The sequence below is a fragment of the Staphylococcus sp. 510 genome (assembly GCF_057219715.1).
Genome location: NZ_JBXVVK010000001.1, coordinates 307047 through 326316 on the forward strand (window position 1 = coordinate 307047; position 19270 = coordinate 326316).

A 19270-nucleotide genomic window follows, 5' to 3' on the forward strand; every position below is an offset into this window, starting at 1 on the left:
TTTTATACTAACAAGATTAGTTTAACTAATTCATATTAACTATCCAAATAAAAAGCCAAAGCCAATGTACAATTGACTTTGACTTTTTTAATAGCTGTGCAAGAAGTTAATTCAATTGAATTAGATATTATTTTTTATCTTCGTCATCTTTAACTTCTTTAAATTCTGCATCTTCTACAGTGCTATCTTGGTTTTGTTCACCAGTTGCACCTTGAGCTTGTTGTTGAGCTTGTTGATATACTTTAGCTGATAAATCTTGAACAACTTTTTCAAGCTCTTCTTTTTTAGCTTTAATATCGTCGATGTCTTCACCTTCAAGTGCTGATTTTAATGCATCTTTTTTATCTTCAGCATTTTTCTTATCATCTTCACCGATATTTTCGCCTAAATCATTGATTGTTTTTTCTACTTGGAATACTAAACTATCTGCTTCATTTCTTAAGTCTACTTCTTCACGACGTTTTTTATCTGCTTCAGCGTTTTCTTCTGCGTCTTTAACCATACGATCGATTTCATCGTCTGATAATGAAGAACTAGATTGGATTGTAATATTTTGCTCTTTATTAGTACCTAAGTCTTTAGCTGTTACATTCACAATACCGTTTTTATCGATATCGAAAGTTACTTCGATTTGAGGTACACCACGTGGTGCTGGTGGAATATCAGTTAATTGGAATCTACCAAGTGTTTTATTGTCTGACGCCATTGGACGTTCACCTTGTAATACATGGATATCTACCGCTGGTTGATTATCAGCTGCTGTAGAATATACTTGTGATTTTGAAGTTGGGATTGTTGTATTACGTTCAATTAACGTATTCATACGACCACCCATGATTTCAATACCTAATGATAATGGCGTAACGTCTAATAATACTACGTCTTTAACATCGCCAGTGATTACGCCACCTTGAATTGCTGCACCCATTGCAACAACTTCATCAGGGTTAACACCTTTGTGTGGATCTTTGCCAATTTCTTTTTTAACTGCATCTTGAACTGCAGGAATACGAGTTGAACCACCAACTAAGATTACTTCGTCGATATCTGAATTTGATAATCCAGCATCTTTCATAGCTTGACGAGTTGGTTCCATTGTACGTTTAATTAATGAATCTGCTAATTCTTCAAATTTTGAACGAGTTAAGTTGATTTCTAAGTGTAGTGGACCACTTTCTCCTGCTGAAATGAATGGTAATGAAATTTGTGTTTGAGATACACCTGATAAGTCTTTTTTAGCTTTTTCTGCTGCATCTTTAAGACGTTGTAATGCCATTTTATCTTGTGATAAATCAACGCCGTTTTCTTTTTTGAATTCAGAAACTAAATAGTCGATGATCACTTGGTCAAAGTCATCCCCACCTAGTTTGTTGTCACCTGCAGTTGAAAGTACTTCGAATACACCGTCACCTAATTCTAAGATAGATACGTCGAAAGTACCGCCACCTAAGTCGAATACAAGTACTTTTTGATCTTGTTCAGTTTTATCTAAACCATATGCTAGTGCAGCTGCAGTAGGTTCGTTAATGATACGTTCTACTTCTAATCCAGCAATTTTACCTGCATCTTTAGTTGCTTGACGTTCAGCGTCATTGAAGTAAGCAGGAACTGTAATTACAGCTTTTTCTACTTTATCGCCTAAATAACTTTCAGCAGTATTTTTTAAGTTTTGTAAAATCATTGCTGAAATTTCTTGAGGTGTATATGATTTACCTTCAATATCTACTTTATATTCTGTACCCATATGACGTTTGATTGATTGTACAGTATTTGGGTTAGTGATTGCTTGTCTTTTAGCTACTTCACCAACTTGAGTTTCACCATTTTTAAATGCAACAACTGATGGTGTAGTACGTGCACCTTCAGGGTTTTGAATTACTTTTGGTTCGTCTCCTTCTAATACTGATACACAAGAGTTTGTTGTTCCTAAGTCAATACCGATTACTTTACTCATAATAAAATTCCTCCATTTTGATTAATAATTTTGTTCAATGTTTTTTCGCCAATTTTTATTGGTTTACTTTAACCATTGATGGTCTTAATACTCTATCTTTTAATTTGTACCCTTTTTGTAATTCTTGTGTGATAACACCTGATTCATATTCAGGATTATCATCTTGAACTACAGCTTGATGTACATTTGGGTCAAAAGCTTGACCTTCAGATTCAATTTCTTCAAGACCATTATCTTTCAGAGCTCTTAATAGACTTTCATGTACCATTTGAACACCTTTTTGAAGTGATTTAAATGAATCATCATCTCCTTCAATTTGAAGTGCGCGTTCAATGTTATCAATAGTTGGTAAAATGTCAGTTAAGACGCCTTGAGCTTGATATGTTTTATTAATTTTGTTTTCATTTTGAATTCGACGTTTGTAATTTTCGAATTCTGCATATAATCTTAAATATTTTTCTTCATTGTCATTTGCTAATTGTTGCAAACGTTCAATTTCTTGATCTTTTGGATCTACATTTTCATCTTCTTCATTTGAAGCATCCTTATTAGCTGCTTCTTCATTAGTTTCAACATCTTGCGAATTATTAGATTCAGTGTTTTCTACTGAATTAGATGTTTCTTCAGAATTATTTTCTGTTGTTTCTTCTGTTTGTGATTCAGCATTTTGTTTCACTGATTCGTCTTTTTCTGTCATTTTGTGCCCTCCAATACAATTCTAATTACATTACCAAATTTGGTTAAGTAATTGAATTACATTTTGATAATGCATCGCAGTTGGTCCAATAACCGCAATTTGACCTTTGAGTTTCTCATCAAAGTGATACTGAGTTGTTACGATTGATATATCGCTTAAATTTTCATCTATCTCTTTACCAATTTTTACATTGATATGAGATGTAGATATATCATCTAATAGCTCTACAATTCGATTTGATTCAATATATTGTAGGATTGGTTGAATTGAAGATACATTAGATTCATTCAATGCATCAATCAGTTTAACCTTTCCACCCATGTAAATGCTATTACTTTGATTGGAAATGTGTAAATTCATCATTTTAATTAATTGCTTGATAAAATGAGCTTCATTTTGGTCTTGTGCAAATCTATCTATTTCGTCAATTTGTCCTTTAACTATCTCATCGTATTGTTGTGATAAGAAGTTTGATATTTTATTTAATTCATCATTAGTTAAAGGTAGTTCAGAAGTTAGATGCACATTTTCAACATGACCTGATGAAAATACAATAACCATAATTACTAAATGTGTATTAGCACGAATCAAATGAATATTATTTATAATATCTTGATTATGATTAGGACGAACAACCAACGTTGCATATTGAGACATCATTGATAATTCATTTGCGAAATAAGACAATGCAGATGAAGTATCATAATGATTCTCAACCATTAACTGATTTAAACGTTGGATTTTGTTTGAATTTTGATGAGATGTTTGTTCTAATAATTGATTAACATAATATCTAAAACCTAATTCTGATGGTGAACGCCCTGAGGATGTATGAACTTTCTCAATAAAATTCATATCCTCCAGTTGTTTCATTTCATTTCGTATCGTCGCAGGACTTACATTTAAGTTGTGACGATCAATTAGTGTTTTAGAACCAATGGGTTGTCCATAATCAACATAATCTTCAACAATTGCATTTAAAATGCTTAATTGTCTATCTGTTATCATGTTTTCACCTCATTAGCACTCTTTTATCTCAAGTGCTAATTATAATTTATCAAATTGGTCAAAGTAAGTCAATGTTAAAGCACTAGAATTTTAAATTTATTTTAACTATTTAATAAAAATGCTTCAAAAACCTCATTACCAATGACTTTTCCTCTTTCTGTTAGATAAATATAATCTTGACTTTCTTCAATTAATTTTCTATTTTTTAAATCAATAATTGTTTGACCAAATATATGTTCAATTGATACATTGAATTTTTTGTTAAATTTATTTTTGTTTACGCCATTATTTAACCTTAATCCTAAAAACATTTCCTCTTCCATTTGCTCGGTGGCAGTTGGACGTGTTTGTGTTAAAATGGGTTCTTCCTGATTAGCAATAGCTTTTATGTAATGATTGACAGGATTCACATTTGTATAACGTACGCCATTTGTATAGCCACTAGCACCTGCCCCGAAACCATAGTATTCTTCATTTAACCAGTAAACCTTATTATGCTCTGATTCGTGACCTTCTATAGAGAAATTTGAAATTTCATATTGATGGAATCTTGAGTCCTCGATTTTGTGCATCAATTTTTGATACATTTCTGCGCCTAAATCTTCATTAGGCAATTTTAAATGACCTTTTCTATACATATTATAAAATTGAGTTTTTGGCTCTAGAATTAATCCATAACTTGAAATATGGTCGATATCCATTTGCATAGCTAAATTCAGACTATCTTCAAAATCCTCTAAAGTTTGCTTAGGAAGGTGATACATTAAGTCCAAACTAATAGATTCAATACCAGCCTTTCTAGCATTGTTTACAGCTTGATATATATCTTCTGTTTTGTGTGTTCTACCAAGAATTTCTAATAATTCTGGTTTAAATGTTTGTACGCCCATTGATATTCGGTTCACACCATATGATTTAAGTAATTTTACTTTTTCGAATGTTAATTCATCAGGGTTTGCTTCAAAACTAAATTCACCTTCAATAGTGAAAATTCTATTAATTGCTGATAATAGTTTATTGAGTTGTTCTATATTTAAAGCTGTAGGTGTACCACCACCTACATACATTGTGTTTAATGTCGTATTATCATTTAGAGTACGGCGTTCCATTTCTAATATTAATGAATCTAAATATTCATCAACTGGTTGTTTATCAATAAAATACTTGTTGAAGTCACAGTAAGTACATATGCGAACGCAAAAAGGTATATGAATATATGCGCTTTGTATTGACACATTAACTCCTCCATAATTATGGCTTAAAATCATAAAAAATTAGAGGCGGGATAGAATTAGTTTCAAAACATCATTCTTTTCCCACCTCAGTTCAACTGTTTAGCTTTTATATCTAACACACATTTAAATAAGTGTATTACTATTTCAAAATTATTCTTCGTCCATTTTTAGTACTGCAAGGAATGCATCTTGTGGAATTTCTACGTTACCTACAGCTTTCATTTTTGCTTTACCAGCTTTTTGTTTTTCTAATAATTTACGTTTACGGCTAATATCTCCACCATAACATTTAGAAAGTACATTTTTACCCATAGATTTAATATTTGTTCGTGCAACAATTTTTTGACCAATAGCTGCTTGTACTGGAACTTCAAATTGCTGTCTTGGGATTAATGTTTTAAGTTTTTCAACTAATGCTTTTCCTCGATCGTAAGCAAATTCTTTATGCACTATGAAGCTTAATGCATCTACTTTTTCACCATTAAGCAATATGTCCATTTTAACTAGGTCACTTTCTTTATTTTCAATGAATTCATAGTCAAATGAAGCATACCCTTTTGTATTGGATTTAAGTTGATCAAAGAAATCAAATACTACTTCAGATAGTGGAATTTCATAGACAATGTTAACTCGAATGTCATCTAAATAGTCCATATTAACGAATTGTCCACGCTTACGTTGACATAGCTCCATAACGGCACCAACATAATCGTTCGGCACCATCATAGTTGCACGAACGTACGGTTCGTATATTTTTTCGATTCTATCACGTTCAGGCATTTGCGCTGGGTTATCTACTGTAACTTCTGATCCATCTTTTAAGATACATTGGTAAATTACTGATGGTGCTGTCGCAATCAATTCAATTCCAAATTCTCTTTCGATTCTTTCTTGAATTATTTCCATGTGTAACATACCTAAAAATCCAGTTCTATAACCAAATCCAAGTGCTTGAGATGACTCAGGTTCGAATTCTAATGAAGCATCATTTAATTGTAGTTTTTCAAGTGCTTCACGTAAATCATTATAATTTTTATTATCGATTGGAAAGAGTCCACAATAAACCATTGGGTTCATTTTTTTATACCCTTGTAATGGTTGTTCTGCAGGTCGATTCGCAAGTGTAATTGTATCACCGACACGTGAATCATCTACGTTTTTAATACTAGCAATAATATAACCAACATCGCCAACAGTTAATTCATCAACAGATAATTGCTTAGGAGTATTAATTCCGACCTTAGTAACATCAAACTCTTTACCGGTAGCCATCATTTTAATCTTATCGCCAGCTTTTACTACCCCATCTATTACTCGGATAGATGAAATAACGCCTCTATAAGGATCATATTCAGAGTCGAAAATTAAAGCTTTCAGTGGTGCATCTGGATCACCATCTGGTGCTGGTACAACCTCAACAATCTTTTCAAGAATTTTTTCAATACCGATATTAGATTTGGCACTAGCAAGTACAACATCGTCTTGATCTAAACCAATAACATCTTCTAATTCTTGTTTAACTCTGTCAGGTTCAGCAGCTGGCAAGTCAATTTTATTAACTACAGGTAATAGCTCTAAATTATTATCTAAAGCTAAATAAACATTAGCTAAAGTTTGTGCTTCTATACCTTGTGCGGCATCTACAACTAAAATAGCTCCTTCACATGCTGCTAATGAACGAGATACTTCATATGTAAAATCGACGTGTCCTGGTGTATCAATTAAGTGGAATGTATATGTTTCTCCATCTTTAGCTTCGTATTTTAAACGTACAGCATTTAATTTGATTGTAATACCACGTTCTCTTTCTAAATCCATTGAGTCTAACAATTGATCTTGCATATCTCTTGTTTCAACTGATTTGGTATTTTCAAGGATTCTATCTGCTAGAGTAGATTTACCGTGGTCTATATGAGCAATAATGGAGAAATTTCTAATTTTCTCTCTTCTATTAAAACGTTCTTGCTTATCCATTGTATCCTTCTCACTTTCATATTAGTAACCCGTATTTGTATATCTTTGATATGATAACGTTTTTAAATTGCAAATGCAAACTTCCAATTAAACGTTTAAATAAATCAATTACTTTGATAAACTAATACTTATATTGGTTTAAGTATTATTAATGCATACTTTATTATAAAGTGTTACGAACTTAATTCCAATACTATAATGTGATATTCATTCATTAATATACGTATTAAATAAATGATTGCACAAAGGTAGTACATTTGATAAAATATTTCTTGTTGTAATCAAATAAAATTAATTTGATAAGTTAGTTCACTTTTAGGAGGTGACAGTAATGCCAAACATTAAATCTGCAGTTAAACGTGTTAAAACAACTCAAACAGCTGAAGAGCGTAATATTTCTAAGAAAAATACTATGCGTACAGCAGTTAAACGTGCGAAATCAGCTATTGAGACAAATGCCGATAACAAAAATGAATTAGTAAGCTTTGCAATTAAGCAATTAGATAAAGCTGCTCAAAGCAACTTAATCCACTCAAACAAAGCTGATCGCGTAAAATCACAATTGATGAGCGCTAACAAATAATAATAAATAAAAGCTAGTTCGCCTGTTTGGTCGAACTAGCTTTTATTTTTGTATCTAAGTATTAATACATCTATTTATAACGATAAAATAAATAATTCTAATATAAGTTGTTTATCCATATACGAAGATTTCAGTTTATAATCTGTTTCAGCACAAGAATCAATGGTATTCAAAAGATCTTCCAATTGATAGTGACGAACCTGACCTAATGCTAACTTAACCCTATATGGATGAACATTTACTGTTTTTGCGATTTGTTGTCCGCTATAGCCTTTTTGACTTAAAATTTTGCATTGATAATACAATCTATAGTTACTTGTAACAAGAGCTAGTAATTTAATTGGTTCTTCTTTCATGTTTATTAAATCTTTAACTAATTGAATAGCTTTGTTTTTTTGGCGCTTTTGAATATATTCAGTTAATAGAAATACATTTTGTTCTAAACTACGATTAATAATTTGGTTAACATCATCTTTATTAATTGTAGGTCTATCACCTAAAAATAACATTAGCTTATCTAATTCTTGAGAGACGATATTAAAATTAACACCAGTTAATTCAATAAACATATTAAGTGCATCTTGCTTAATATCTTTAAAATTCTCGTTAAGTTTAGATTGTATCCATTTTTTTATTTCCTCTTCAGACATCTGCTCAACTTTTTTAAGTTGACCATTTTTTTTAAGTGTTTTAGTCAGTTTCTTTCGTTCATCTAATTTATTTTGGTAAACTTCAAATATGATAAGATTATCACCATCATATTTCTCGAGAAACTCCATTAATTGGTCAGTATTTTGATTTAATTCTTTAGTTACTTTTTCTCCAGTAAATACGTAAGCGTTCTTAACTAAAATTGCCTTTTTGTCTGAAAAAAACGGCATAGTCAAAGTTTCTTCAATGATTGGTGTAATTTCTGTTTCGTATAAATTAAACTTTATGAAATTAAAGTCATCTTTTTCTGTCTGTAAGTATTTATTGATTATTTCCGAACTTTTTTTCTCAACTAGGTCTGCCACTTCTCCGTATACCGTAACGATATTATCAGACATATATTACACCCTTTCAAATTAGTTCACATTAAGAAATTATATCATGATATATTAATGAACCTCTAGTCATTTAGTTAGGTTGATTCGTAGTAATCGTTAAATTCGAATTCAATTTAACTGTTATTTCTCCATTCACTTGTGTATCCAATACTTTACTCCCAAATCCTTGTAATCGTTGAATCACTTCTTGATTAGGTAGTTTATATTTATTACCTTTTCCACTCAATATGAGACTGATTTTTGGTTTTATTAATTTAATTAAATTATGTGAACTACTTGTTTTACTTCCATGGTGTGCCACTTTTAATATATCTATCCTAGGTAATTGATAACGTTGTAAAAGCAATTCTTCATTTTTAATACTCATGTCACCTGTTAGCAATATTTTTTTATGTTTATATGATATAAGGATAACAATAGATTGTTCATTTTTATCATCACTATCTTTTATATACGTATCCATAAAACGAAGGGTTGCTTTTTTTAAAGTAAGTGTATGTAACTTATTAACATCTATTAAATTAATACGATTGGATTTACAAATTTTTTCTATATTATACAATTCTGCTTTAGAAAAACTGTCTTTTAATAACACAATGTTCTTTATATTAATGTGAGATGCTAAATAAGGCAATTCACCCATGTGATCGAGATGGGGATGAGATATTATAAGATAATCGACTTTAGAAACGCCTTTTGATTTTAAACTTGGTATCGTTTTGTATTTCGAAATATTAAAGTTAGGTAGCTTATGATTTTCTGCTCGTTTACCTCCAGTATCAATCATAATATTTTGTTTACTATCAGTTTGGAATAATACGCTGTCACCTTGACCAACATCAAACATTGTTAACTGCCCTTCGTTATCACTAGTATAATGAATGATAATGAGAATACCCATACTGATAACAAATGTCGCTTTAAAAAAATGCTTTTTAACAAATAAATACAAAGACAGAAATGTGAATATCAAAATCAATAACAAGCTATTTGAACTAAGTTCTGGCACAAAAATTCTTAGATACTTTAACTTTAAAAATATAGATACTAAATCATCATGGAAATTAAAAATAGCAGCAATAACAGAATTTAAGATATCTAAATGAATTGTAAAATGTGATAAGACAAAGAAAAGAATAGATAAAGGAAATATTAAAAAACTATAAAATGGTACAAAAACTAAATTAGAAATTAAGCCAATCCATTGGATTTGATTAAAATGATAAATACTTATGAGTAAGGCACCTAGTTGTGCAATAAATGTAACTGCAACGATAAGTTTTAATCCAGTTAAATGTTTTAATAACGGCGATGAAATAATTAGAAATAATGAAATGAGAAATGAAAATTGAAATCCAATATCGTAGATTATTTGAGGATTAATAAAAAACATTAAAATAAAAACAATAGACAATAATTCAAGTGGATTTATTTTTAATGATTTGGGGAGTAAAAGTAAAATAATAGCAGCTAAAATAGCTCTAACTGCACTTGGAGCAAAATCGGTATATAAAGCATAAAGCGGTAAAAGTGTAAGAAGTACTAATTTAATGATAATAGTGGGTGTATTGAATCTAACAAAAATTTGATATACCAAGTAAATCAATGCTGCTACGTGTGAACCACTTACTGCAAGTAAATGATAGATACCAATTTCCTTTACATCTTCTATAAACATTGGATTTAAAGAACTAGTATCTCCAGATATCAAGGCTAACATTCTATCAAAATAAATATTATGAGAGTTTTGCATTTGCTCACGAATATAACTTTGATAATTCGTCATAAAAGAAAAACGTTTGTTGGATTGACAACTACTCAAATCGATTTGTCTAATAAATATGTATGGTTGAGAAGTATTGTTTAATGAGAATTCACCTTTGATTAAACATGTTTGATTTTCAATACTCATGGGTTTATTAATATCTTTAACTTTGTATAAAAACTTATATTCGTTTCCTTTCCAGTTAAGAATACCCTTATATGATTCCAATCCTTTATTTAACTTAATTATAGATACCATATCAATGATGTATCTATTTTTATTTAAATGTCGTTCTTCTTTGTCTTTTTTATCATTTGATGTGTTTGATATAACCATACTTAGTATAAAGAATATCAATACACTCAACACGTATCGTTTCAATAAATTTTTACGCATGAGTATAAACAGTAGACAACATAATATAAAAGTAGAGAGTATACGGTTAGATAACCATAGAATCCCTACTAAACAAGATAGTGCAATATAAAACAATGATTTAGCCTTGTGTTAAATACTGAGCTACATATTCAGGTGAAAATGGTATTTTTTTATACTCTATGCCCGATTGATCTAATAACTTCATAGCATATTCATGATTATGGTAATCTTCAGCATAGTAGATAGTTTTAATACCAGCCTGAATAATTGATTTAGTGCAATTTAAACACGGAAAATGTGTAACATAAATTGTTGCACCTTCTGTTGAAACACCTTGCTTTGCACATTGTAGTAATGCATTCATTTCAGCATGTATTGTACGAATACAATGTCCATCTTCAATTAAACAACCTTCATCTATACAATGAACTTCACCAGCAACTGAACCATTGTAGCCTCCCGCGATAATACGATTATCTTTCACAATAGTTGCGCCAACTGATAATCTTTGACAAGTTGATCTTAAGGCTAACAAGTGGCTTTGTGCCATAAAGTATTCTTCCCATTTAATTCTCTCCATGATGTTCTTTGCCTCCATCGTACATAATAAAAATAGTAATTATAGCTTAATCATTTTAAAATGATATTGCAAATGCATTTATCATTATACGGTAAAATATTCTTTAAGTTTTTCAAATGTTTTTGAACCAAAACCTTTGATATTTTTCAAATCATCAATGCTATTAAATGAACCTTTTTGATTTTTATATTCGATGATTTCTTTTGCTTTAGATGGCCCAATGCCAGGTACTTTCATTAATTGTTCTTCTGTGGCTAAATTTAAATTTATAGGTGCTTTATCTACATTACCAGTACCATTAAATTGATTAGATTGACTTTGTACTTGCTGAACACTGTTTTCCCCTTTTTCAGGTACGTATATTAGCTTTTGGTCTATGAGTTTTTCTGAAAAATTGAGTTGCTTTGTGTCGGCGGTTTTTAATAATTGCGCTTTATTCAGTATATCGATCATCCTATCTGAACTATTCATTTTATATACATTAGGATGTTTCACTGCACCTTTGATATCTACATATATAATTTGGTTATCTTTTTTTCCTACTTCTTGACTAGTCGGAGTTGTTTTATTTCCATTTTTCTCATTTTGATTGTCTTTATCAGCATAATTGTGTGTTGTAGATTCTATATAAGCTGATTTATCTTCCGATTGATTTGAATTCATAACATAAAATATCATCAAAAATATGAAGAGTGCACCCATGATAAAATACATTTTTTGATCACTCAAATATGATTTAACTTGATTGAATTTAGAATGCAAAAAAATCACCCTTTCATACTAATTAACGTATGCTAGAGTGATTTTACTTTATTTAAAATTGTTTTTGAGCTACAAAAAATAAGCGATCTGCTTGTTCAATTTCATTATTCATATCAAAATCAGTAAACGTTTTAATTACGTTGAAACCACATTGTTCCAATAAATTTAAATATACATCTTTTTCAAATGTTCTTTGGTAATGTTCTTCATCAAATCGTTGATATAATCCATCCTCATGTTCAATAAAGAAGGACATTTGATGATATACGCTTAAAGGTTCATCACCTTTAATTGCATCCCAACCTAAATATACATGTTCAGTTTCGTCGATATAACTTTGATTATTAAATAGCGTGTTCATTTTTTCTACAGTATGAACATCAAAGATTAATAATCCTCCCTTGTTCAAATGAGAATGAACATGTATGAAAGTATTTTCAACATCTTCAATAGTAGGTAAATAGTTTAAAGAGTCACAAAATATAGTTATGATATCAAATTGGTAGTCTAATTTAAAGCGAGTCATATCGCCCTCTATCCAAGTTATTTGATTAGACTTTTGAGAAGCGATTGCCAACATATCAGCACTAATATCCATACCATTGATATGACCTAATTCATTTAACATGCATGTAAGTGTGCCTGTTCCACAACCTATATCTAGTATATTGGGATGATTGTGTGCATAATATTGAACTATATCGAACCATAAATGATAAGGTTGATCTTGAGTTAGTTGATCATACACTAGGCTCATTTCTTCATATTGAGACATAATTAGTGAACAACCTGACCGTATGATTCAATTGGTGCATCTTGATATAATTTCTCAATATTATAATAAGGACGCTCGTCTTTATGGAAAATATGTACAACTACATTAGCTAAGTCGAGAAGAATCCATCTTGCGTCTTGATAGCCTTCCATACGTTTCACATCAATATCTTGTTCATGAACTGCTTCTTTTACAGCCTTTGCAATCGATTGAACTTGGCGTTCATTGTTTCCATGACAAACCACAAAGTAATCTGTCATATCACTAATACCTTGCATATTAAGAGAAATAATATCTTCTGCTTTTTTGTTTTCTGCTGCATCTACAGCAATATTTAACAATTTGTCTGAGTTCATTTAATCATCCTTTATTCTTTCATCACTATAATTATAATAATTTAAACAAGCAATCGTAGCGCCATAAACCGTAATATCTTTTTGAATTAAAAATAACACTGTTCGCTTAGAAATTTCGTAAATTGTTTTATCTAAGCTACCTTGATTGTATGCCATATCTCTTATTTCTTCAACTCCTGGGGTTTTACGCCCTGGTTCAATATAATCAGCAATAAATACTAATTTCTCTGTTTTAGTCATTTGTTGACGACCAGTAGTGTGATATTTGATTGCTAACAGCACTTCCTCATCTTTAACATCAAAATCGTTTTCCATTATTGCAGAACAAACAGGACCATGGAGAATTTCGCCACCATAGCTTAATAAATCAGTTTCTAATTCATATTGTCTAACCACTTGATACATTGTACTCAAATCATCATATTTACAGTAGTCATGTAAGACACCGGCTAACTCTGCTTTATCTTTATCTCCATCATATATTTCTGCTAGTTTTACAGCTGTTTCGGCTACTCTAAGTGAATGTTTATATCGTTTTTCAGGTAATTTTTCTTTAACTAATTCCTTAGCATTTTCAATTTTCATATAACCCTTCCTCTCGAATATAATGCTCAACACTTTGAGGAACTAATATTTGAATAGATTGTTTTGATTTAATACGTTCTCGAATCATTGATGAACTAATGTCCATACGTGGAATTGTAATAGATATCATATCATCCTCAACATGTTGTACTTCTTTTTCTCTGTTAACAACAATAAACGTAATCAATTGTTTTAATTCATCAATGTTATACCAACGATCCAATTGATTATATTGGTCTGTACCTATTATGAAATAAAATTCTGAATCGGGTTGTGAATGTGTTAGAGATAAAAGTGTATCATACGTATAACTTTGTCCTTTTCTTTCTAACTCTTCATAACTAATTTTACCAAAACCCAGTGTATCAATGGCTAGTTCAATCATATTAAGACGTTGTGGAGCTTCCAAGAAATCTTTGTGGTCTTTCAAAGGCGCCATATAACTAGGTAAAAAATAAAACTCATCAGGTTTAATTTTATGAAAGACTTCACTTGCTACCATCATGTGAGCAGTATGAATCGGGTTGAATTGTCCACCATACAAAACTATTTTTTTTGACATTATGGTAGCGTGATTTCTTTATTTTCCTGTGATTCTCTATATAAAACAATCATAGACCCGATTACTTGAACAACTTCACTGTTTGTAGCTTCTCCTAATGTAGTCGCAAGTTCATTTTTATCATCAAAATTATTTTGTAAAACATGTATTTTAATTAGCTCACGTTTTTCAAGTGTTTCATCAATTTGATTTACCATATTTTCATTAATACCACCTTTACCAATTTGGAAAGTGGGATCAGTATTGTGTGCTAAACTACGTAAATATCTCTTTTGTTTTCCTGTTAACATTATTTAACTCCTTTTAGTTCGTTTAAAACTGAATTTTTCATTGTCTTGATATCAGCTTGTAATCCAGTCCATATTTTAAAACTTTCTGCCCCTTGATATACAAACATATCTAATCCATTATATATTGGATTACCTTTTTTCTCTGCTGCTATTAAAATAGGCGTTTTATAAGGTATATATACAATATCACTCACTAAAGTTTCTGGGTTTAAGTATTTTAAATCAATGGGGATATCTTGATTATTATCCATTCCTGCAGGAGTAGTATTGATAATAATATCAAACTCATCCAAATGTGATTCCGCTTGGTCGAGTGAAATTTGATTGACATCTAGATCCCATGACTCAAAACGTTTCATCGTACGATTGGCTACAGTTAGTTTAGGTTGAACAAACTTATTGAGTTCATTCGCTATACCTTTACTAGCACCACCAGCACCTAATATTAAAATATAAGCATTTTCTAAATCATTGTATACTTGTCTTAAGCCCGTAACATAGCCTATCCCATCTGTATTATAACCTATCCATTTACCGTCACGAATTAATACAGTATTTACTGCACCAACAGATGATGACTGATGATCAATTTCATCTAAATAAGGTATAATACGTTCTTTATGTGGAATAGTGATATTAAAACCATCTAAACTTTTACCTTCAATAATCTCTTTGATATGATCAAAATCTTCAATTGAAATGTTAACTGCTTCATAAGTGTATTTTAAATCTAACGACTCAAAATTTTTATTATGCATTAGCGGTGATAAAGAATGTGAAATTGGATCTCCAATTACTGCAAATTTCACGTTCATCCCTCCTATAATATTGAATTTCTTAAGATGACATCTACATTTTTAGGGACTCTAACAATCACTTTTGCACCAGAATCAATCGTTATAAAGCCTAAACCAGAAATCATTACATCTCTTTTCTCTTTACCAGTTTCTAAACGAACAGCTTTCATTTCACTCATATTAAATTGGCTAGGATCATGCGGTGGTGTTAATAAATCACCTATATGATTCTTCCATAATTCATTTGCTTTTTCCGTTTTAGTTCGATGTATATTTAGTTCATTAGAGAAGAAACATACTAAAGGTCTTTTCCCGCCTGAGACATAATCGATTCGTGCTAAACCACCAAAGAACAGAGTTTGGCCTTCATTTAATTGATATACACGTTGTTTAATTTCTTTTTTAGGCATAACTAATTTTAATTCTTTTTCAGTTACAAAATGAGTCATTTGATGAGATTGTATTATTCCTGGCGTATCAAACATAAAGGATTTTTCATCTAAAGGTATATCAATCATATCTAATGTAGTACCTGGGAATCTTGATGTTGTAACAACATCTTTTTCACCCACACTTAGTTCTATAAGTTTATTTATTAATGTGGATTTACCTACATTAGTTGTACCGACAATATATACATCTTCTTGATCACGATACTTATTGATTGAATCTAATAAGTCTTCGATGCCTTGCCCTTTTTCTGCAGAAATAAGTACTACATCTTCCGCTTCAAGTCCATATTTTTTAGCGGCGCGTTTCAACCACTCTTTTACGCGACGGTGATTAATCTGTTTAGGTAGTAAATCCATTTTGTTAGCAACTAAGATGATTTTTTTATTACCTACAATTCGTTTAATGGCATTGATAAATGAACCCTCAAAATCAAAAACATCAACTACATTTACTACTATGCCACTTTTGTCAGACAAACCTGTTAGTAAATTTAAGAAGTCTTCACTATCCATGCCCACATCTTGAACTTCATTATAATTTTTCAGACGAAAACATCGTTTACAGATAACATCTTCTCTAAATAAATTGTGTTCTGGAACATAACCAGGTGCATTCTTATCCTCAGATTGCAAAGGCGCTCCACAACCAATACATTTTAATTCTTCACTCAATCAATTTTCCTCCCACTTGATATAACCTTTTTTTCTAAAGTGATTTAACAATCTTCTTTCAATAAGTCGATTAAATTTAGTGATAAATCCATCTGTTCTTTTAACAGGTACTACCATAATTGTATATAAACCATTACGATTACCACCGAAAACGTCAGTTAACATTTGATCACCAATGACAACAGTTTCATTCGGCTTTATATTCATTTGTTTAATTGCTTTTTTAAATGCTTTACCCATTGGTTTTCTTGCTTTACAAATAAAATCTACATTTAAATCTTTTGAAAATTCACCAACACGTTGTTCATTATTATTTGAAACGATCGTAATTTGAATCCCTTTTTCTCTCGCTTCTTTGAACCACTGTTTTATTTGTTCAGTAGGCGCAACAACATCCCAACCTACTAGTGTGTTATCTAAATCTGTAATAATACCTTTTACACCTGTATCTGCTAATTTATCGATATTAATTTCGAAAGCTGATTTAAGATATGCATTAGGCATAAAATAATGTTTAATAATACCCATTAGTCTGTCACCTTTATTCATTTATTATAATTTTTTTACTAATAATTCTACCATTTCACTTGAAGAAACTGCAGCCTTACCTAAAAATTCCTCAAAAGTCATATCCGCTTCACCATTTGCTAAATCAGATACCGCTCTTGTGATTATAAAAGGAACTTTAAATTGATAACATACTTGTGCAATTGCTGTTGCTTCCATTTCAACAGCCATAGCGTCTGCAAAACGAGATTTTATTAATTTACGTTGTTCTGCACTACCTATGAAGCTATCGCCACTCACTATCAATCCTGTTTTAGCATTTAAATGTTGTTGTTGTACCACTTCAACAGTTTCTTTTAATAATTGTTGATTAGCTTCATATTTTTCAGGCATTTGTGGAATTTCTCCTAATGCATATCCAAATGCAGTCGCATCAGCATCGTGATAAGTCACATCATTACTGATTAATACATCTCCAATTTCTAGGCTTTCATCTAATGCACCAGCAGAACCTGTATTGATAATGAATTTAGGATTAAATTTTTCGATGAGTAATGTAGTTGATATTGCTGCATTGACTTTACCTATACCGCTTTGAGTAATGACAACCTCTTTATGATTAAGTTGCCCTGTATAAAATTTAACATGTGCAACTGTAATTTCACTTAAATTCACTAATTTATCTTTTAAAATGGCAACTTCTTCTTCCATTGCACCAATAATACCAATCATTATTGTCCCACCTTACTTATATTATACTAGCATTAGTTATTCTATCACATTTTCATAATTTCAACGACACTACGAGTATTAAAATCACTATGTACTATTAAAAATAAAGCGCTAATACAATGAGGAAATATGAAAAAGTAATTAACCACTTGAACTGAATCAAAACAGTTCTTCGAAACTAGAATTATATAATAACATTACAAAGTTAATCTCTTAACATTGGATTGTAAATTATCTATAATCCTATTTACTTTTATCAGGACCTCAATGTATTAACGCCCTTTAATTATTATTATTTTATTAAATTAAAACTATGATTTAACCTTTCCATAAACTTGCTAAATCTTGTAGTGAAAAGATACCAGTTAAAATTGTAACGATTACAGCTACAATACCGAATATTAGCATCCATGTTGGGTGTTTATAATCACCAACAATCGATTTTTTTCTACTTGCAATTAAAATGACAGAAAGTGTAATTGGCAAGATCCAACCATTAATCACACCTGCGATAATAAGTAAGCTTACAGGTTTACCGATGAATAAGAAAATAATTGTTGAAATAACAATAAATGTGATAACAATTAAATTATTCTTATTAAAGAGTGATTTGTGCATCGTTTTTAAGAAAGTCGCACTAGTATAGGCTGAACCAATTACTGAAGACATTGCTGCTGCAAAAATCACCACACCAAATATATTTTTACCAATAGGTCCTATAGCATGTTCGAACACTGATGCTGGTGGATTTTCAGAACTAAGCGTTACTCCTGTTACAACAACACCTAATACTGCTAGGAATAGTAATGTACGCATAACACCCGTAGTTAAAATACCTGCAATGGCTGAATGGTTAACAAATGGTAAAAATTCTTTACCTTTGATACCAGAATCCAAAATTCTGTGAGCTCCAGCAAATGTTATATATCCGCCAACTGTTCCACCCACTAATGTAATAATAGGTAAAATTAATTTGATTGGATGTTCAGGTGCAAAGGTGTGTACCAAAGCATCTCCATATGGTGGATTAGATACAACCATGACATATGCGACGATCAATATCATAATGACACCTAAAATCATAGATACTACATCCATAATTTTTTGACCACTTTTACTAACAAAAATCAAAATTGAAAAGATAGCAGTAATCGCTGCACCCCATTTTACATCTATACCAAACATAGCGTTTAACCCAAGACCTGCACCGGCAATATTACCAATATTAAATGCTAATCCACCGAATGCAATTAAAACAGAGATAACTGTTCCAAGCCCAGGAACAATTTTATTGGATACCTCTTGTCCTCTTAAGCCAGTAACTACAAGAACTCTCCAGATATTAATTTGTGCACCTATATCTATTAATATAGAAATTAAAATCGCAAACGCGAAACTAGCATAAAATTGTGCAGTAAATACTGCTGTTTGAGTTAAAAAGGCAGGTCCGATTGCTGACGTTGCCATTAAAAAGACTGATCCTAGCAATAATCTTTTATGATTTCTAGTGAATGTTGCTTTCCCATTATTGTTTGATGTTAATTTTTCTCCCATGTT

General features: G+C 30.8%; 20 protein-coding genes. 1 reads left to right on the forward strand and 19 read right to left on the reverse strand.

All coding sequences use genetic code 11. From position 1 onward, the window contains the following. Window positions 1-127 precede the first annotated feature (127 nt). The 5 genes from dnaK to lepA form a co-directional block, all read right to left on the reverse strand. The gene (gene dnaK, locus AC2D8K_RS01425; RefSeq protein ID WP_002451854.1) at window positions 128-1954 is read right to left on the reverse strand and encodes a molecular chaperone DnaK; all 1827 of its coding nucleotides are present in this window, start codon (window positions 1952-1954) and stop codon (window positions 128-130) included. 55 nt (window positions 1955-2009) lie between these two features. Continuing rightward, window positions 2010-2651, reverse strand: coding sequence for a nucleotide exchange factor GrpE (gene grpE / locus AC2D8K_RS01430; protein WP_107532547.1), 642 nt, complete (start codon window positions 2649-2651; stop codon window positions 2010-2012). A 30-nt stretch (window positions 2652-2681) separates the two neighbouring features. Next, on the reverse strand, window positions 2682-3659 hold the full coding sequence (hrcA, locus tag AC2D8K_RS01435; protein WP_002451852.1) for a heat-inducible transcriptional repressor HrcA: 978 nt from the start codon (window positions 3657-3659) through the stop codon (window positions 2682-2684). Window positions 3660-3760: 101 nt separating this feature from the next. Then, the gene (hemW, locus tag AC2D8K_RS01440) at window positions 3761-4894 is read right to left on the reverse strand and encodes a radical SAM family heme chaperone HemW (protein ID WP_002451851.1); all 1134 of its coding nucleotides are present in this window, start codon (window positions 4892-4894) and stop codon (window positions 3761-3763) included. Window positions 4895-5044: 150 nt separating this feature from the next. Further along, window positions 5045-6868: a translation elongation factor 4 gene (lepA, locus tag AC2D8K_RS01445; protein ID WP_484697872.1), complete on the reverse strand. Its 1824-nt coding sequence runs from the start codon at window positions 6866-6868 to the stop codon at window positions 5045-5047. Window positions 6869-7199: 331 nt separating this feature from the next. Between lepA and rpsT the strand changes: the two genes are divergently transcribed. After that, window positions 7200-7451 carry a 30S ribosomal protein S20 gene (gene rpsT, locus AC2D8K_RS01450; RefSeq protein WP_002451849.1) on the forward strand — a complete coding sequence of 84 codons (252 nt, stop codon included), beginning with the start codon at window positions 7200-7202 and terminating at the stop codon, window positions 7449-7451. A gap of 74 nt (window positions 7452-7525) precedes the next feature. On the opposite strand, the gene holA is transcribed toward rpsT, so the two are convergent. From holA to AC2D8K_RS01520, 14 genes are all read right to left on the reverse strand, one after another. Then, window positions 7526-8500 carry a DNA polymerase III subunit delta gene (gene holA / locus AC2D8K_RS01455; RefSeq protein WP_002451848.1) on the reverse strand — a complete coding sequence of 325 codons (975 nt, stop codon included), beginning with the start codon at window positions 8498-8500 and terminating at the stop codon, window positions 7526-7528. Window positions 8501-8570: 70 nt separating this feature from the next. Continuing rightward, a complete protein-coding gene (locus AC2D8K_RS01460; RefSeq protein WP_484697906.1) occupies window positions 8571-10634 on the reverse strand; it encodes a DNA internalization-related competence protein ComEC/Rec2 in 2064 nt (687 codons plus the stop codon). A gap of 127 nt (window positions 10635-10761) precedes the next feature. Then, window positions 10762-11223 carry a ComE operon protein 2 gene (locus AC2D8K_RS01465; RefSeq protein ID WP_002451846.1) on the reverse strand — a complete coding sequence of 154 codons (462 nt, stop codon included), beginning with the start codon at window positions 11221-11223 and terminating at the stop codon, window positions 10762-10764. Window positions 11224-11307: 84 nt separating this feature from the next. Further along, window positions 11308-11937 (reverse strand): helix-hairpin-helix domain-containing protein, encoded by a 630-nt coding sequence (locus AC2D8K_RS01470; protein ID WP_172852442.1) that lies wholly within the window; start codon window positions 11935-11937, stop codon window positions 11308-11310. Between the two features lie 100 nt (window positions 11938-12037). Beyond that, on the reverse strand, window positions 12038-12760 hold the full coding sequence (locus AC2D8K_RS01475) for a class I SAM-dependent DNA methyltransferase (protein ID WP_002451844.1): 723 nt from the start codon (window positions 12758-12760) through the stop codon (window positions 12038-12040). Between the two features lie 2 nt (window positions 12761-12762). Continuing rightward, a complete protein-coding gene (gene rsfS, locus AC2D8K_RS01480; protein WP_002451843.1) occupies window positions 12763-13116 on the reverse strand; it encodes a ribosome silencing factor in 354 nt (117 codons plus the stop codon). Continuing rightward, window positions 13117-13701, reverse strand: coding sequence for a bis(5'-nucleosyl)-tetraphosphatase (symmetrical) YqeK (yqeK, locus tag AC2D8K_RS01485; RefSeq protein WP_002451842.1), 585 nt, complete (start codon window positions 13699-13701; stop codon window positions 13117-13119). It abuts the gene before it with no gap. Continuing rightward, window positions 13691-14266: a nicotinate-nucleotide adenylyltransferase gene (locus tag AC2D8K_RS01490; RefSeq protein WP_172852444.1), complete on the reverse strand. Its 576-nt coding sequence runs from the start codon at window positions 14264-14266 to the stop codon at window positions 13691-13693. The genes yqeK and AC2D8K_RS01490 overlap by 11 nt, the downstream gene beginning before the upstream one ends. Continuing rightward, a complete protein-coding gene (gene yhbY / locus AC2D8K_RS01495) occupies window positions 14263-14553 on the reverse strand; it encodes a ribosome assembly RNA-binding protein YhbY (RefSeq protein WP_002451840.1) in 291 nt (96 codons plus the stop codon). The genes AC2D8K_RS01490 and yhbY overlap by 4 nt, the downstream gene beginning before the upstream one ends. Then, the gene (gene aroE, locus AC2D8K_RS01500) at window positions 14553-15362 is read right to left on the reverse strand and encodes a shikimate dehydrogenase (RefSeq protein WP_037552461.1); all 810 of its coding nucleotides are present in this window, start codon (window positions 15360-15362) and stop codon (window positions 14553-14555) included. The genes yhbY and aroE overlap by 1 nt, the downstream gene beginning before the upstream one ends. Before the next feature lie 11 nt (window positions 15363-15373). Beyond that, a complete protein-coding gene (yqeH, locus tag AC2D8K_RS01505; RefSeq protein ID WP_002451838.1) occupies window positions 15374-16474 on the reverse strand; it encodes a ribosome biogenesis GTPase YqeH in 1101 nt (366 codons plus the stop codon). Then, window positions 16475-17002 (reverse strand): YqeG family HAD IIIA-type phosphatase, encoded by a 528-nt coding sequence (locus AC2D8K_RS01510; protein WP_002451837.1) that lies wholly within the window; start codon window positions 17000-17002, stop codon window positions 16475-16477. It abuts the gene before it with no gap. Between the two features lie 24 nt (window positions 17003-17026). Next, entirely contained in the window at window positions 17027-17713 is a 687-nt protein-coding gene (mtnN, locus tag AC2D8K_RS01515; RefSeq protein ID WP_002451836.1) for a 5'-methylthioadenosine/S-adenosylhomocysteine nucleosidase, read from the reverse strand. Between the two features lie 318 nt (window positions 17714-18031). Continuing rightward, entirely contained in the window at window positions 18032-19267 is a 1236-nt protein-coding gene (locus AC2D8K_RS01520) for an NRAMP family divalent metal transporter (protein WP_002451835.1), read from the reverse strand. Between the last annotated feature and the right edge of the window lie 3 nt (window positions 19268-19270).